Origin of the sequence: Pseudoalteromonas sp. XI10, from assembly GCF_001469895.1 — a bacterium.
Taxonomy (GTDB): Bacteria; Pseudomonadota; Gammaproteobacteria; order Enterobacterales; family Alteromonadaceae; genus Pseudoalteromonas.
The window spans coordinates 45,981-62,153 of sequence record NZ_LOPY01000001.1 but is presented as its reverse complement, the minus strand read 5'-3'; the positions used below and the strand labels follow the sequence as shown (position 1 = coordinate 62,153).

The window sequence follows — 16,173 nt, the reverse complement described above, 5'->3', positions numbered from 1 at the left end:
GCGACGTTGTCGCTAGGGATGCGTATAATACATCCTTAATTTTTCGAGTCAACACTTAATTTCAAACTTTCTTTCGATTATTTGAAACCGAAGTTTCACTTAACTCTCTGTTACGTTGTTCAGCGCCTTTCGTTGCTGCCCGCCGTGTCAGTGGGGTCGCATTATAGGGAGATGGATTTTTTACGCAAGCACTTTTTTCAATAAAATTTAAAAAAACCTACTGTTCGCTCAGCTTTTGAACTAAACACCCTAAAACTGGGTGTTTTGCAGTCAATTTAGGCCTGTTTTGGTGTATTTATTTGCTTCGCTGTTACACTAGACTGAGCGCATTTTAAAATTAAAAGGTGAATTTATGACTATCCGTTCTTATAAAGGGATCACTCCGACATACGATAATAGTGTTTATATTGATGAGTCATCGGTTTTAGTAGGTGATATATCGCTTGGTAAAGATTCAAGTGTATGGCCTCTTGTTGCTGCGCGAGGTGATGTTAACTATATACGTATTGGTGAACGTACGAACATTCAAGATGGCAGTGTTTTACATTTAACTCGTGCCTCTAAGTCAAACCCCGATGGCTACCCTCTTATTATTGGTGATGATGTCACTGTTGGTCATAAGGTTATGCTACACGGTTGCCAACTTGGTAATCGTATACTTGTTGGTATGGGCGCAATAGTAATGGATAACGCAGTTGTTGAAGATGATGTGATCATTGGTGGTGGTTCACTGGTACCACCTAACAAACGTTTAGAGTCTGGTTACCTTTATGTAGGTAGCCCTGTTAAACAGGCTCGCCCTTTAACAGAGCAAGAGCGCGCCTTTTTAAAAATCTCTGCTGATAATTATGTTCAGCTTAAAGATGAATACTTAGCTGAGGGCTAAAACACCTCGGTTAATTCGATTTGTCCTGCCGAGTTATACTGCTCATCTTCAATCAGTTGCTCGGCGAGCTCTTCGTAATCGAAACGATAAGATTCAAAGTAATTAACCGCACTGCTTTGATCTGCAAAATCATACTTGCTGGTATCAATAACACACTCCACCATCAAGCCACTTACTTGGGCAAAAAATACCAACTGCTTTTCTACTGGCTTAAATTCGAGTCTGTCTATAAATTGAATAGCTTGATTCACGCAATTTCTCCTGCTTTAAGCGCGGTAACAACGGGAATAATTTCTGGCATTTTATTGCGCCATACAAAATAAGCTTGTGCTGCTTGGCCAACTAGCATGCCACAACCATCGAGTGTTAAACATGTTGGGTTATTCGACTTAACCCAACTAATAAATGCGGTATCGTCATTAGCGTAAAACATATCATAAGCGCACTGACACTTAGCAACATGGTCTTCAGCTATACCCGGCAGGTCTCCAGTTACACTACTTGAGGTTGAATTAATCACCACATCATAGTTGTTTGCTGGAATATCATTTAAAGCAAAGCCCTGCACATTTATTTCACCATTAAAATGACTCGCTAGCGCCTTTGCTTTTTCGGCGGTACGGTTGGCTATTGTTAAGCTTTCTATATGCTCATTCAATAATGGCTGAATGACACCTCGCGCTGCACCACCGGCGCCAATAAGAAGAACTCGCTGCCCTTTTAAGGTGACATTATTAGCTAAAAGATCTTTAACAAGTCCTACACCATCGGTGTTATCACCCAGTAGGCTGCCATCTTCAAGCTGTTTAATAGTATTAACGGCTCCGGCAATTTTCGCTTGCTCTGTTAGTTCATCGACCATAGCAAACGCTTGCTCTTTAAACGGCAAAGTGACATTAGCCCCTTTACCACCCGCAGCGAAAAACTCAGCGACAGTTTTTTCAAATGCATCTGTTGGTGCTAAAATGGCGCTGTATTGTATTTGCTCGTTTAATGATGCAGCAAATTGTGCGTGTATTGCGGGTGATTTCGAATGTTTTATTGGATTTCCAAAAACCGCGTATTTGTCCATAGTGAAGCAACCTCTTCGCCCTGTAGAGCTTTATTAATATTATGATTAAACGACTTTTTTCTAAATCGAAACCAGCGCCTGAAACACCTACCCCAGAAAAAACACCTTACGAAATTATTGGCGGTGAAGCAGGAGCTCGAGCAATTGCAAATCGATTTTACGACATAATGGCCACAGATGAATACGCCAAACCATTATATGATATGCATCCGCAGCCTTTAGATAGAATTCGCCAAGTCTTCTTTGAGTTTTTATCTGGCTGGCTGGGCGGTCCTGACCTATTCGTTGAAAAATATGGTCACCCAATGCTAAGAAAGCGTCACATGCCTTTCCCTATTGATCAAGACCTACGTGACCAATGGATGCATTGTATGAATAAAACGCTTGATATCGAGATTGATAACCCACTACTTCGCGAAGGGTTAAGACAGTCGTTATCGCAACTCGCCAGCCATATGATCAATCAAAACTAACTAAGCTTTGCGCTATATCAATGTACGCTTTTTCTAAATAAAGATAATAAATTTTCCTTAATTTAGAAAAAGCGTCGTCGAATGAAGTCTATCCAATTTAAAATTTATGCCTTGTTAGCGCTAACAGGCGTATTGGTATTATTTGCCAGTATATTTAGTAGTGCCCAGCAACAACATGAATTAGCAAGAGATACCGTTGAAAGTAACATAAAACTGCTTGCCGATAATTACTTTGATTCTATTAATACCATGATGCTGACAGGCACTATGGCTAATCGTGAAATTCTAAGTACTAAATTAAGAAGTCATCCTAATATTGAAGATGCTCATATCATACGTAGTCCAATCGTTAATAAAATTTATGGGCCAGGAAATGCCAACCAAGTTGCGACTAACGATGCTGAGCGAAAAGCACTAACAGGCACTGAAGCACTATTTATTGATAATCAAAAAAGTACGATGACTTATCTAAAGCCTATGTTTGCTCGCAGTGATTATAAAGGAACAAACTGCTTAGGCTGCCATCAAGCACAAGAAGGCGATGTGTTAGGTGTAGTAAAAATTAGTTATTCGTTGGCTGATATTGAGCAAGAAGTATCGCAAAACACCTTAATGAACACGCTACTATTAGCGGCTATTTTCATTTCGGCTTTCTCACTACTAGCAGTGATGTTTAGAAAAATTTTCATCAAACGCTTAAAAGTCATTAGCCATACCATGCATTTGGCAACCACCAATAAAGATTTAAGCCTCACGGTAGATGACAGTAATAATGACGAGCTTAGTTCTCTTGCCACCAGCTTTAATCACATGATTGGTGCGTTTAAAGATAATATTGCCCAAGTTTCCCATTCTTCTAAGGTATTGATCCACTCTGCCGAAAGCATTTATGCCTCAGCGGATGCTACTGAGCAAGCGATCTTAAAGCAAAAGCAAGGGACAGACTCGGTCGCTGCCGCCATCAATGAACTAGAAAGCTCATCAAGCGAAGTTAAAAACACCACCCATTTTGCATCTGAAAAGTCAGAGCACAGTAATCAACTTGCGCAGCAAAGCTTACATGTTGCTGAGCACACTGAGCAAAGTATTAATCAACTTGCGGCAGATGTTAGAGCAGCTGCCGAGCAAGTAAGTCAACTGCAAACCCAAACGTTAGATGTTGGTAAAGTACTCGAGGTGATCAGTAGCATTGCCGAACAAACAAACTTACTTGCACTTAATGCTGCCATTGAGGCGGCTCGTGCTGGTGAAGCTGGCCGAGGCTTTGCTGTGGTAGCCGATGAAGTACGTACTTTAGCGACCCGCACTCATGACTCAACCGACGAAATTCGCCGCACTATCGACAAGCTACAAAGTGAAGCGGCACAAACCGTTAATACCATGAATAACTCTTGCGAAGAAGCAGACGAAAGAGCTGTGCAAGTTAAGCAAGTAGCTAAAGCATTACGTGATATTTCTTCACAAATGAGTGAGATAAACCAACTTAACGTGCAAATTGCTGATGCCACTGAACAGCAAAACCTCGCGGCTGAAGAAATTAACCAGAGCGTTATTGCAATTAGTGACAATGCCGAGCACTCATTAGTCGATGCCCATGAAAACCAAAAAGTAAGCGAAGAGCTGTTGTCGTTAGCTCGTTCACTTGATGAGCAAGTAAGACGCTTTAAATTAAGCTAAATTGCGCGCTTTTCGTGCAACTGCTAGAGTTGTTATATGCATTTCATAGTAAATAAGGATGTTTAAGTGAAATTTATAACAACTCTTTTAGTCTGTATTGGAATTATTGCGGCGTTACTATTTACCTATCAACACAGCGTGAATGAATCTGCTGATCAAATAAGCACTGTTAATGAATATATACATCGTGATGATATCCAACAAATTGCTCAATCTCTTCTCAGCCAAGATAAAACCTCACAAAGCGATAAGTATGAACAAAGTATTGTTGGTGGTTTTGATAAGCTGATTCAGCACCCTGAATATTTTGAGGTGAAACTTGATTTCTATGCCTGTGATATCAGTCAATGCTTAACACAGGTTAGCGCCCCCATTGATACAACACCTGATAAGCTAAAGATATTAAAAGCAGAAGTGCTATTTAGTGTCTTGGCAGAGCTGCCTAGCAGTGACAGTGTTGCCACCCTCGTAGAGGGTGACAACGCAATGTTGGTTCGAGTAGTTTCAATACTTGATTAAAGCTGCCATTGGCGTGCAACTAAATCAGACTCTTTGCTATTTAACCAATCTTGTGGGCGTAAATAGTACTGATACAGCTTAGCCTCAGGGCTATCTGCAGCAGGTACATAGTTATACTCCCAACGTGCCAATGGTGGCATCGACATCAAAATTGATTCAGTACGTCCACCTGTTTGTAAGCCAAATAATGTGCCGCGGTCCCAAACAAGATTAAACTCAACATAACGACCACGACGATACAGTTGGAAATCGCGTTGCTGATCGATTGTTGGCGTGTCTTTGCGGCGCTCAATTATAGGAAGGTAAGCATCTAAATAGCCATTTCCTACCGCCTGCATAAAGGCAAAGCTTTGTTCAAAGCCAAGCTCATTTAAATCATCAAAGAATAAGCCACCAACACCACGTGTTTCACTGCGGTGTTTTAGATAAAAGTAATCATCACACCAGTTTTTATATTTATTGTAAACCTCAGCACCGAATGGCTGACATAAATCGCTAGCCACCTGATGCCAATGTTGTACATCTTCAAAAACAGGGTAATAAGGGGTTAAATCAAAACCACCGCCAAACCACCAAATTGGCTCTTCGCCTTCTTTTTCGGCAATAAAGAAACGGACATTGGCATGGCTAGTTGGAATATGTGGATTATTAGGGTGGATCACTAATGACACACCACATGCATGAAAGCTACGACCCGCGAGCTCTGGACGATGTGCTGTTGCTGATGCTGGCATTGAAGCACCAAATACATGCGAGTAGTTTACCCCACCCTGTTCGATGACATTACCACCTTGGATAACACGCGTACGGCCACCACCGCCTTCTGCACGTTGCCAATTGTCTTCAACAAATTTTGCTTTGCCGTCAGCATTTTCAAGGCCCTGACAAATTGTATCTTGTAAGGCCATTAAATAGGTTTTAACTTGTTCGAGTAGCTCGCTTTGCATGTTTATCCTCTAAATACTTTACCGGTCGCTGCGTCTTTGATCACACTTGGTTGGCTGTTGCCACCTAACGGCTCATCAACATAAAAATCTACTGTGTCTGCAAATTCGCTTTTCGCTTGTGCGATAGTCATTACCGTTTCTTGACCGGTTAAGTTTGCACTTGTTGAAACCAACGGCTTACCAAATTGCTGACACAGGGCTTTTACCGTAGGATGATCAGTAACACGTACCGCAATAGTATCAAACTGGCCTGTTAGCCACTTTGGCGTTTCTTTTGCTGCTGGCATCACCCAAGTGATAGCACCTGGCCATTGTGAAAAGATATCAGCACGTTTATCCATTGGGATTTTGGCATCATCTACATACTTTAATAACTGGCCATAATTGTCAGCAATTAAAATTAACCCTTTTTCTACAGGGCGTTGTTTGATGGCTAAAAGCTTTTCAACCGCAGCTTGGTTATCAGGATCGCAACCAAGACCAAAAACAGCTTCGGTTGGGTAAACAATTACACCGCCTTGCTGCAAAGCGTCAATTGCATTGGCTGGTTGTGTAACAGGATCAGACAAAGAAACTCTCCTAAATAAACAAATTACAAGTGCATTAAGATTCGACTAACTTATGCATACACGACTTCTGCGGGCATTGTAACACAACACCTGAGGCAGTTTTCTTTTCGGTCATAATTGGCCACTGACAGGCCGGGCACTCGGTCGCCACAGGTTTGTGGTTAAGGGTATATTTACAGCGCGGATAGCCATCACAAGAATAAAAGGTTTTGCCAAACTTATTATTACGCGCAACCAGCTGGCCTTTTTTGCATTTAGGACAAGCAGGTAATTGAGGGGCATCGTCAGGCTCTTCATCATGGGCAATATAGTGGCACTCAGGATAGCCAGTACACCCAATAAACATACCGTAGCGGCCATTTTTAATTACTAATGGCTTACCACACTCTGGGCAGGCACTGTCTTCGAGTACTTTTATTTGTTGGCTATCGTGATGAGCTAATGGGCGGATAAAGTCACACTTTGGGTAACTGGCACAGCCTAAGAACGGCCCTGACTTTGAGTTGCGCATAACCAATTCAGAACCGCATTTAGGGCAAACCTCATACTCTTTTTCGAGTGCATGCTTATCTGCAGAAAAAAGAGAATGGTCGATTTTACTCATAAGATTCCTGTGGGGTTGGCTAATTTTCGCCTAATATACCCAAACTCAACAAAGATACAAGCAAAGTCTACTTAGTGTAATACATCAGCTGGCTCGTCAAATATTAAGTCTTCCATTTGTGCGTAAGCTTGCTCTGACCCTGGTACATTAAATAACACCATAAGCACCACCCACTTTAGATCTTCCAAAGAAATAAATGGTTTATCTAGAGCACAAAGTCTATCTATAACCATTTCGCGGGTTACAGTGTTAATCACGCCAATTTGCTCGATAAACATTAAAAAACCGCGACACTCAACACTTAACATTTGGCATTCACTGTCAGTGTAAATACGCATAGCATGTTGTGGTTGGGCATTAAGGTACGGGTAGATATCACTTTGTTGTAAGTCAGCAAGTTGCTCTAGCCAATCAAGGGCTTTGTAGATTTCAGGTTTATTGAAGCCAGCACGAACCAACTCATCGGTAAGTTCGTTCTCTTCAGTAAAGATTTCAGCTTCACTATGGATATAGTTTTCAAAAAGATACATGAGGATGTCAAACATGTTTATGTCCTCCTAGTCTTATATAACCATCTAGTACTCGTTCGATTTTATCTGCGAGCTCTAGGTCGAGTAACCGAGCTTGTACTTCGTCTACAGGTAATTGGCTGCGCTGTGTTATTTGATCAACACTTGTTACCTCATACCCTATACTTTTGAACACTGGGCAGTCGGGTTCATCTGCTATAGGCTGTTCTATACTATATAGACTGTTTTCACAGAAAAAGCTCACTTCATCAAGAATATCAGTGATATTTTCTGTCAATTTAGCGCCTTGCTTAATTAAAAAATGGCTTGCCTCTGATAGTGGGCTTTTTATCGAACCCGGCACGGCAAATACTTCTTTATTTTGCTCAAGTGCATAGCGTACGGTAACCAATGAGCCACTTTTAATTTGCGCTTCGACAATCAATACACCTAATGACAATCCAGAGATAATGCGGTTTCGGCGCGGAAAATTAGCGGCATTAGCAGCGGTGCCTGGCAAGAACTCAGAAACCAATAAGCCCCGCTCTGCAACTTGTTTTATGAGTAAGCGATGGCGTTTTGGATAAGCGATATCGATACCCGTACCCAGTACGGCAATGGTATTGCCTGACCCGGCTAATGCGCCTTTATGGGCTGCACCATCAATTCCCATAGCCATACCTGATGTCACCGTCATGCCAACAGCAGAAAGTTGATGGGCAAACTCAGCAGCGACTTCAAGCCCTGTCGGTGTGGCATTACGACTACCGACAATTGCTATTTGCGGTGACAGTAATAGATCCGTATTACCTAAACAAAATAATAAGATAGGTGCACTGGCTATTTGCTTGAGTAAGGGCGGATAGCTGCTATCAAAATAGCTTATGACTTTGATTTTAAGTCTTGCTATTAATTCTTGGTAGTGGGCTACTAACTGCCAGTCAGTATTAACTAAGTTATCGGCTTGGCTTTGTGATAAACCCAGCCGCTGAAGCTCTAAACTAGATAGCTTAAATAGCTCATCCAGTGGCTGTTTTTGACTTAATGCAACAAGGCTTTTTATTCCAAGCCCTTTACATAAATAAAAGGCAAGCCAATGGGATAGCTTGCCTGAAACCTGTGCCATGCTCCCTCCTTAGAGCGCCCAAATTGTGAGTTAGTTTATAACTGCATAATCTCCAACTCGGATCGGGTGCTGATTCTTAACAATCAATGCGTAGCTAACGTTGTCATATACCTTAAACACCATTAACTCACCGACTTTTTCCTTTGGCATGTGCCATACATTGCTGTCTTCATCGCTTTCAATTCCTAACACATCATTTGCATCAGTCATGAATTTCTCAAGGCTATTAGAATCTTCGCGGTAACGCGGACCATTGCGGCCGTCATACACTTCAGGTGATTGACGCTGAATATCAAGTACAAAACCTGGTTTCACTTGGTCTGAACCTAAGTTTAGTACAACAATGTCCATGGTACTAAATTCACGCATTTCATTAGCTGCGGCGATAATAGTGCCATCTAAAGTAGCTTCAGGGCGTTTCATAGTGAAATAGGCTGGCAACATTTGCCCTTCCATCGCCGGCATTAAGAAATCATGCGGCTTAATTTCTTGTTTTACCAGTTCAACTTTAACTGATGCAGGTACACCGCTTTCTACGTCACCGCTTCTAAATGCGCGAACAATCGCAACTAATTCCGCTTTATTTGCTAGTACTTCATTGGTATTTGGATCAACAAGATCATTGCCTTTACGGTATACGCCATAAGCTTCGTTAAGTGTTAAGTCACCTTTAACGTAAAGGGTATGACCCATGGTATTCATTTTGGTATTAACACTGGCACCCAAAATATATGGTTTTTGTGCAATAACATCGGCGCTAATCGCTTGCTCATAACTCAAATATGGGCGCAGCAACTCCAAAGGCAACGTCGGCACTGCTTGCTTGCCTTTTGGTGTAATTCGCCCTTCTGGAGAAAGTTTTTTATAACGCGCATTTTTAACTAAACGAGGATTTCCGTCTTTATCGTAAATTAAAGTGAGCGCATCACCCGGGTATATTAAATGTGGATTCGCTATTTGCGGGTTCATTTGCCATAAATCAGGCCATTGCCAAGGTTCATCAAGATACACGCCCGAGATATCCCAAAGCGTATCGCCTTTTTTCACAACATATTGTTTTGGTGCATCTTTTTTAATTGTTAAAACATCAGCAGCTACCGGAAAAGCACAGCTAATGGCTAACAAAGCCGCAACTAGTGGGTATCTCATTTGGCTTCCTTGAGTTGTTTTTAGATTATTATCGACCAAAACCTGTTAAAGGTGAACACGAATGGCTAAAATAAGAGCATACAATACCCTAAATGAATCACAAGTGTAAAAGGTAACTATGGCTAGGTTAGAAGTTTTGAGATTTCCGGATGAGCGTTTACGTACAATCGCGAAAGAAGTACCAGAAGTAAACGATGAAGTTCGTCAAATCGTCAAAGACATGCTTGAAACTATGTATGACGAAAACGGTATCGGCTTAGCAGCGACGCAAGTAGATATCCACCAGCGAATTGTGGTGATCGACGTATCTGAAGAGCGCGACCAACCGTTAGTGTTAATCAACCCAGAAATCACCAAAAAAGATGGTTCAACTGTGAGTGAAGAAGGCTGTTTATCAGTTCCTTACTCATACGCAAAAGTTGACCGCGCAGAAACAGTTACTGTTAAAGCGCTTAATGAAAACGGTGAAGAATTCAGCCTTGACGCTGACGAGCTATTAGCGATTTGTATTCAGCATGAGCTTGATCACCTTAAAGGCACCCTATTTATTGATTATCTATCGCCCTTAAAGCGCCAACGTATCCGTAAAAAGCTTGAGAAAGAAGCTAAGCTGGCTGCTAAATCATAAGTTAATCAATAGGAATATCTGTGACACAACCATTACGCATTATTTTTGCTGGTACGCCGGATTTCGCTGCGCGCCATTTACAAGCACTGATTGACTCAGAGCATGACGTTGTTGGTGTATATAGCCAACCGGATCGACCAGCGGGCCGAGGTAAAAAGCTAAAAGCCAGTGAAGTTAAAGAACTGGCACTTGCTCATGATTTACCTGTATTTCAACCGCAATCACTAAAATCAGATGAAGCACTTGCAGAGCTTACCAGCCTGAACGCCGATATTATGATTGTGGTGGCGTACGGCTTACTGTTACCAAAAGCGATTTTAGATGCACCGCGCTTAGGCTGCTTAAACGTGCATGGCTCTATTTTACCGCGCTGGCGTGGTGCTGCACCGATCCAACGTGCTATTTGGGCTGGTGACAATGAAACCGGTGTAACAATAATGCAAATGGATGAAGGCTTAGATACCGGCGATATGCTGCATATCAGCCGTTGCCCGATTGATAGCACAGAAACCAGTAGCTCTTTATACGATAAATTAGCTGCACTTGGTCCTGATGCACTGATCAGTACTATCAATCGTCTTGCTGCAGGTGAAATCACCCCAGAAAAGCAAGATGACGCACAAGCAAATTACGCCAAGAAGCTATCAAAAGACGAAGCCAATATTGATTGGTCAATGGATGCTGCGCAAATTGAGCGTAATATCCGTGCCTTTAATCCATGGCCTGTTTGCTTTACTGAAATGGCAGGACAAACGGTAAAAATTTGGCAAGCCGAAGTTGTATCGCAAACTGCACAAGCCGGTAAAATCATTGCTGCTGATAAGCAAGGTATTACCGTTGGTTGTGGGCAAGATGCACTTAAAATCACCCTTCTTCAACCACAAGGTAAAAAACCAATGGCTGTTACTGACTTTTTAAATGGTCGCAGTGATTGGGTTGAACCTGGCTCAGTATTAGGTCAAAGCAATGAGTAATGTAAGAGCACTTGCTGCTGAAACCCTCTATAACGTGGTCGATAAAGGTGCATCGCTAAATCAAGAACTACCTTTTGCAAGCCAAGGATTATCGCCGAAAGATAAAGCCCTACTACAACAAATTTGCTACGGTGTGCTGCGCTATTTACCTAGCCTAGAAAATTATTGTCAGCAACTTTTAGATCAACCACTAAAAGGTAAGCGCCGTATTTTCCAGTTCTTGTTGTATGTGGGTATTTACCAACTTCAACACATGCGTGTACCGCCTCATGCAGCCATCAGCGAAACGGTTAATGCGCTTCAGCAAATGCGCGCACTGGGTTTAAAAGGCCTGATTAACGCTATTTTACGCAGTTTCCAACGTGAACAAGTTGAGCTTGAAGAAAAAGCAAAGCAAATTCCTGTTTGCAAATTTAACCACCCAGGTTGGTTTATCAAACAAGTTACTGCAGCTTACCCTGATAACTGGCAAGAAATTCTTGAAGCGAATCAGCTGCAAGCACCTATGTGGTTACGTGTAAACCAAGCGCAATATAGCACCCAAGAATACAGCGAAATGCTTAAAGCAAATGATATTGAGCATACCCTTAATGCTGATTTTCCTGATGGTATTAAACTAGCTAAACCGTGTGATGTATACGCATTACCAGAATTTGATACCGGTGCCTGCTCAGTTCAAGATGCTGCGGCACAATTAGCAGCACGCTTTTTAGATCCACAAAATGATGATGTCATTTTAGATGCGTGTGCAGCGCCAGGTGGTAAAACGTGTCATATCTTAGAGCTTGCTGATGCCGACGTATTAGCACTTGATAGTGACAGCGAGCGCCTAGAACGTGTTAAACAAAACTTAGTGCGTATTGGTTTAGCTGCCGATTTACAATGTGCCGATGCTTCACAGCCTCATATCTGGTGGGATGAGCAGCAATTCGACCGTATCTTGCTTGATGTGCCTTGTTCAGCAACTGGCGTGATCCGTCGTCACCCTGATATTAAATGGTTACGTCGTGCATCTGATATTGAAGATCTGGCTAATTTACAAGGCGATATCTTAAATAGCATCTGGCCTCTACTTAAGCCCGGTGGTACGTTAGTTTACGCGACCTGCTCAGTATTACCGCAAGAGAACCAACAACAAGTTGCTAAGTTCCTTGCCAATAATCCAAGTGCTGAACACATACCTTTGCATGAAAACGACACGCCTACGTTACCTGGTCTGCAATTATTGCCTGGTGAAAGTGACGGTTTCTATTATGCGAAGCTAGTTAAAAAACACTAATAAGAACAAGCTATGAAAATAATCATACTCGGTGCCGGACAAGTTGGTGGCACACTGGCAGAAAACCTCGTTGGTGAGCAAAATGAGATCACCGTTGTCGATATCGACGGTAACCGTTTGCGAGAGCTACAAGATAAGTACGACTTACAAGGTGTTACTGGCCACAGTGCGCATCCCGATGTATTGCGTCGCGCAGGCGCAGAAGACGCCGATATGATTATTGCCGTAACCAGTTCAGATGAAGTGAACATGGTTGCTTGCCAAGTTGCTTATAGTATTTTTAACACGCCAACCAAAATTGCCCGTATTCGCTCAGAGCAATACTTAAAGTACCGTGAAAAGCTATTTCATAACGACGATTTACCTGTTGACCACTACATTGCTCCAGAAGCGCTGGTAACTAAGTATATTCGTCGCTTAATCGACTATCCGGGTGCTTTGCAGGTATTACAATTTGCCGATGGCATGTTATCGCTGGTTGCGGTGAAAGCCTATTACGGTGGTTTGCTGGTGGGTTATGCACTTTCAGCCTTGAAAGAGCACATCCCGAATGTCGAAACCCGTGTCGCGGCTATTTATCGTCAAGGTAAAGCGATTAAACCGCTTGGCACAACGGTTATCGAAGCGGACGATGAAGTGTTCTTTATCGCTGCAACAAAGCATATTCGAGCAGTCATGAATGAGCTGCAAAAACTCGAACGTTCATACAAAAAGATCATGATTGCTGGTGGTGGTAATATCGGTGCGGGCCTTGCGCGTTCACTTGAGAAAAACCACAGTGTGAAGCTGCTTGAGCGCAATAAAGAGCGCGCAGCACAGCTCTCTGAAATGCTTGATAACACTGTAGTGTTCTGTGGCGATGCTTCTGATCAAGAACTGTTATCTGAAGAACATATTGAACAAGTGGATGTGTTCATCGCAGTAACTAACGACGATGAAGCAAACATTATGTCTGCGATGCTGGCAAAGCGTATGGGCGCACAAAAAACCATGGTGCTTATTCAGCGTGGCGCTTATGTAGACCTAGTTCAAGGTGGTGAGATTGATATTGCTATTTCACCTCAGCAAGCCACTATCTCGGCGCTGTTAACACACGTTCGCCGTGGTGACATCGTTAATGTTTATTCGTTACGTAAAGGCGCAGCAGAAGCCATTGAGGCTGTCGCTCATGGTGATGAGCATACTTCTAAAGTTGTTGGCCGAGCAATTGCTGATATCAAACTACCAGCCGGAACAACCATTGGTGCAATTGTGCGTAACGATGATGTACTGATTGCCCATGACGATACAGTTATTCAGTCGGGTGACCATGTAATCATGTTCTTGATTGATAAAAAGCATATTACGGTTGTTGAAAAGCTGTTCCAAGTAAGCGCTATCTTCTTGTAAAAAGCTTATAAACGAAAAAAGCAGCCATGACAGCTGCTTTACGACTCTTGAAGTGAAAGTACCTAACTTTTCTAAAAGATTCTATTGAATTTGAGCGAACTCTTCTTTTGAAAGTTCGCCATTACCATCACTATCTAGCTCTGGAAATAACTTTTCAAGCTGCATATTTGCAGACGCTTCTTCTTTGCTGATCACACCATCACCGTCGGTATCGAATGTTGAAAAGCTTACGCCTTGTGCAAAGGCTGCTGATGACGTTGCTAGTGCTAAAATTGCGATTGTTGTGCTTAACTGTTTCATAATAACTACCTTAAATTTGAAAAGAGTGAAATCCGTTTCTGAGATCCCTGTTTAGTGGAAATTGGTATAACTACGTATTAATTCAGTTATTCGGCTTCAGAGAACTCAGCTTCTGTAAGAACGCCGTCGCCATTCACGTCTAATGTTTTAAACTGCGACATAATTTTTGCGTCAACGGCTGCTTCACTTTTGCTAACCACGCCGTTACCGTCTACGTCTAGAGTGTCAAAATCAGTTGCTGCAAAAGCTGCTGAAGAAGATGCAAGTGCGATTAAAGCTAATGTTTTGTTTACTGTTTTCATAATCATTATTCCTTCAATTTTAAGAGTGTTAGCTGATCACACTTCCAGTGTTGTCCTTTGTCATGGATTCCCTTATCCATTTAGGCTGTCTTTGGCAGCTCAGAACTAATCAGCTAAATAAACTGGTTTTGCTTAATCACATTAAGCTTTTGAAAATTCTTGTTTCGATAACTCACCGTTACCGTCAGTGTCTAATTCACTGAATTTGCTCATTAACTCTGCATCTACCGATGCTTCGCTTTGGCTGATAACACCATTGCCATCAACATCTAGAGTATCGAAATCACTCATCGCAAATGCTGCTGATGAAGATACAAGTGCCATAAGTGCTAGTGTTTTATTTACTGTGTTCATAATGTCATTCCTTCAAAATGTGTTGTCTTGAGTTAGAAGTCCCTTTCAGTGTGTCCTTACAATGAAATTAAGCTTTTGAGTACTCTTGTTTAGACAGCTCACCGTTGCCGTCTGTATCAAGCTCTTTAAATTGGCTCATTAACGTTTCGCTTACTGATGCTTCGCTTTTGCTGATAGCGCCATCACCATTAACATCCAGTGTGTCAAAGTCAGCGGCAAACGCTGCTGATGAAGTTGCAAGAGCTACAAGTGCTAAAGTTTTGTGTAACGTTTTCATAATCACTATTCCTTCAATGTTGTCTCAACTGTGATAAAGGATATGTTCCTGAATCAGTTTTTCTCTGTGTTCGCTAAGACTATTTCAACTTCGATGCCAAAGTTAAAAAGAATAATAAAATCAGTGTATTAAATTTAAATATCGAGAATTAGGGGGAAATAACGCGATTTATTTGTTGCTGTTTTGCAACAAGCTCGGTAGTTGCTTTTACGCTTCTTTTAAAATCAATAAGTTACAAAGATTAATATGGAGACAATAGCGATTAACTCAGATTAAAAAACCGAAAAATTAGAAATTTGAAAATAAACCCTATCTGAACAACAAAACTTGAAGAAAAAAATCGAAATTAATTTAATTAATAAAATATTGATTTAATTGGTTATTTAAATTTATTTATAAATTAATTTTGATATTTATAGGGTTAAATCGGGGGAAATAGCCATTTTGTTGCAAAATGGCGAATTGGTATTAGTTATCCAACACAGAAAGGTCAATTAAGTGCTCTTTCATAAACGCTTTCATTTCATCTTCACTCGTATCAAGCTGTACACCGAACATAAAACCGCCTGCTCTTTTGCGCACGCTACATACTGTGCCATTAAACTCACGTTTACTAAGAGTGATTTGGCAGCTTTGCCCTTTAAAAGCACTTAAGTCCTCCTTGCTATTAAGATCAAACTGCACACCGGTGAGTGAAATATCTTTAATAAGCCCTGCCAGTTTTTGCTCTGCAATGACTAAGTTTGCAGGGAATAACGTAGGAATACGTGCTTCACTACGCAAACTATAAAGCTGCACTTGCTTAGGAAACTCGAGAAAAATTAAACGGTGAGGATGCGATGCCAAGGCGTTTATTTGCTGACGAAAAGCAATTACTTGCCCACCGCCCGCTTCAAGTACCGCGCGTATAACGACCATCACACCATCTTTGATGAAATCACTACCATTTGCTAAACGCTTTGCTGATGGGTAATTGATAATGATGTACTGATCATTCATCAAACCAATAAACTCTGTTTTTACGCGTTTACTGTCGGTTGGTGTGGTAATTTCAACATCCACTAAGCTACCCGCAGGGATACAGGTTAGCTTTTCAAGATTACGTTGTTTTTGAGTTTTTGGCACAGTAATGCCTCCAC

At 41.6% G+C, this 16,173-nt stretch carries 21 protein-coding genes; 8 read left to right on the top strand and 13 right to left on the bottom strand.

Annotated features, from left to right (window positions below; genetic code table 11):
• Positions 1-352: 352 nt before the first annotated feature.
• A complete protein-coding gene (locus AUR67_RS00300) occupies positions 353-886 on the top strand; it encodes a gamma carbonic anhydrase family protein (protein WP_058583694.1) in 534 nt (177 codons plus the stop codon).
• Here the strand turns inward: AUR67_RS00300 and AUR67_RS00295 are convergent.
• Together AUR67_RS00295 and aroE are read right to left on the bottom strand one after the other, a co-directional pair.
• Positions 883-1,137 (bottom strand): DUF1488 domain-containing protein, encoded by a 255-nt coding sequence (locus AUR67_RS00295; RefSeq protein ID WP_058583693.1) that lies wholly within the window; start codon positions 1,135-1,137, stop codon positions 883-885. The two genes, AUR67_RS00300 and AUR67_RS00295, sit on opposite strands and share 4 nt — an antisense overlap.
• On the bottom strand, positions 1,134-1,958 hold the full coding sequence (gene aroE / locus AUR67_RS00290) for a shikimate dehydrogenase (protein ID WP_058583692.1): 825 nt from the start codon (positions 1,956-1,958) through the stop codon (positions 1,134-1,136). The genes AUR67_RS00295 and aroE overlap by 4 nt, the downstream gene beginning before the upstream one ends.
• A 41-nt stretch (positions 1,959-1,999) precedes the next feature.
• Here aroE and AUR67_RS00285 point away from each other — a divergent pair, with 41 nt between their 5' ends.
• The 3 genes from AUR67_RS00285 to AUR67_RS00275 all read left to right on the top strand — a co-directional run bounded on the left by AUR67_RS00285 (position 2,000) and on the right by AUR67_RS00275 (position 4,627).
• On the top strand, positions 2,000-2,431 hold the full coding sequence (locus AUR67_RS00285) for a group II truncated hemoglobin (protein ID WP_058583691.1): 432 nt from the start codon (positions 2,000-2,002) through the stop codon (positions 2,429-2,431).
• Between the two features lie 81 nt (positions 2,432-2,512).
• A complete protein-coding gene (locus tag AUR67_RS00280; RefSeq protein WP_054563785.1) occupies positions 2,513-4,108 on the top strand; it encodes a methyl-accepting chemotaxis protein in 1,596 nt (531 codons plus the stop codon).
• Positions 4,109-4,174: 66 nt separating this feature from the next.
• The gene (locus AUR67_RS00275) at positions 4,175-4,627 is read left to right on the top strand and encodes a hypothetical protein (protein ID WP_058583690.1); all 453 of its coding nucleotides are present in this window, start codon (positions 4,175-4,177) and stop codon (positions 4,625-4,627) included.
• Here AUR67_RS00275 and hemF read toward each other — a convergent pair.
• The 6 genes from hemF to AUR67_RS00245 form a co-directional block, all read right to left on the bottom strand.
• Positions 4,624-5,574, bottom strand: a complete 951-nt coding sequence (gene hemF, locus AUR67_RS00270; protein WP_058583689.1) for an oxygen-dependent coproporphyrinogen oxidase — start codon at positions 5,572-5,574, stop codon at positions 4,624-4,626. The two genes, AUR67_RS00275 and hemF, sit on opposite strands and share 4 nt — an antisense overlap.
• 2 nt (positions 5,575-5,576) lie before the next feature.
• On the bottom strand, positions 5,577-6,143 hold the full coding sequence (locus tag AUR67_RS00265) for an L-threonylcarbamoyladenylate synthase (RefSeq protein WP_058583688.1): 567 nt from the start codon (positions 6,141-6,143) through the stop codon (positions 5,577-5,579).
• 34 nt (positions 6,144-6,177) lie between these two features.
• A complete protein-coding gene (locus AUR67_RS00260) occupies positions 6,178-6,747 on the bottom strand; it encodes a type I DNA topoisomerase (protein WP_058583687.1) in 570 nt (189 codons plus the stop codon).
• 71 nt (positions 6,748-6,818) lie between these two features.
• Positions 6,819-7,292, bottom strand: a complete 474-nt coding sequence (locus AUR67_RS00255) for a DUF494 family protein (RefSeq protein WP_054563780.1) — start codon at positions 7,290-7,292, stop codon at positions 6,819-6,821.
• Positions 7,285-8,382 (bottom strand): DNA-processing protein DprA, encoded by a 1,098-nt coding sequence (dprA, locus tag AUR67_RS00250; RefSeq protein ID WP_058583686.1) that lies wholly within the window; start codon positions 8,380-8,382, stop codon positions 7,285-7,287. Before dprA ends, AUR67_RS00255 begins: the two co-directional genes overlap by 8 nt.
• Positions 8,383-8,412: 30 nt before the next feature.
• Positions 8,413-9,531, bottom strand: a complete 1,119-nt coding sequence (locus AUR67_RS00245) for a LysM peptidoglycan-binding domain-containing protein (RefSeq protein WP_058583685.1) — start codon at positions 9,529-9,531, stop codon at positions 8,413-8,415.
• Between the two features lie 118 nt (positions 9,532-9,649).
• On the opposite strand from AUR67_RS00245, the gene def reads away from it, so the two are divergent.
• From def to trkA, 4 genes are read left to right on the top strand one after another with little or no spacing between them, the layout of a single operon-like run.
• Entirely contained in the window at positions 9,650-10,159 is a 510-nt protein-coding gene (gene def, locus AUR67_RS00240) for a peptide deformylase (protein ID WP_054554770.1), read from the top strand.
• Positions 10,160-10,179: 20 nt separating this feature from the next.
• A complete protein-coding gene (gene fmt / locus AUR67_RS00235; RefSeq protein ID WP_058583684.1) occupies positions 10,180-11,133 on the top strand; it encodes a methionyl-tRNA formyltransferase in 954 nt (317 codons plus the stop codon).
• A complete protein-coding gene (rsmB, locus tag AUR67_RS00230) occupies positions 11,126-12,412 on the top strand; it encodes a 16S rRNA (cytosine(967)-C(5))-methyltransferase RsmB (protein ID WP_054563776.1) in 1,287 nt (428 codons plus the stop codon). The genes fmt and rsmB overlap by 8 nt, the downstream gene beginning before the upstream one ends.
• 12 nt (positions 12,413-12,424) lie before the next feature.
• Positions 12,425-13,801, top strand: coding sequence for a Trk system potassium transporter TrkA (gene trkA, locus AUR67_RS00225; RefSeq protein WP_054563775.1), 1,377 nt, complete (start codon positions 12,425-12,427; stop codon positions 13,799-13,801).
• Positions 13,802-13,882: 81 nt separating this feature from the next.
• Here the strand turns inward: trkA and AUR67_RS00220 are convergent, their stop codons facing one another.
• From AUR67_RS00220 to AUR67_RS00200, 5 genes are all read right to left on the bottom strand, one after another.
• Positions 13,883-14,101: an EF-hand domain-containing protein gene (locus AUR67_RS00220; RefSeq protein ID WP_054563774.1), complete on the bottom strand. Its 219-nt coding sequence runs from the start codon at positions 14,099-14,101 to the stop codon at positions 13,883-13,885.
• An 86-nt stretch (positions 14,102-14,187) separates the two neighbouring features.
• A complete protein-coding gene (locus AUR67_RS00215) occupies positions 14,188-14,403 on the bottom strand; it encodes a calmodulin (protein WP_055022185.1) in 216 nt (71 codons plus the stop codon).
• Between the two features lie 141 nt (positions 14,404-14,544).
• On the bottom strand, positions 14,545-14,757 hold the full coding sequence (locus tag AUR67_RS00210; protein WP_054554776.1) for a calmodulin: 213 nt from the start codon (positions 14,755-14,757) through the stop codon (positions 14,545-14,547).
• Positions 14,758-14,824: 67 nt separating this feature from the next.
• Positions 14,825-15,034 carry a calmodulin gene (locus AUR67_RS00205; protein ID WP_054563772.1) on the bottom strand — a complete coding sequence of 70 codons (210 nt, stop codon included), beginning with the start codon at positions 15,032-15,034 and terminating at the stop codon, positions 14,825-14,827.
• A 468-nt stretch (positions 15,035-15,502) separates the two neighbouring features.
• Entirely contained in the window at positions 15,503-16,159 is a 657-nt protein-coding gene (locus AUR67_RS00200) for a flagellar brake domain-containing protein (protein ID WP_058583683.1), read from the bottom strand.
• Between the last annotated feature and the right edge of the window lie 14 nt (positions 16,160-16,173).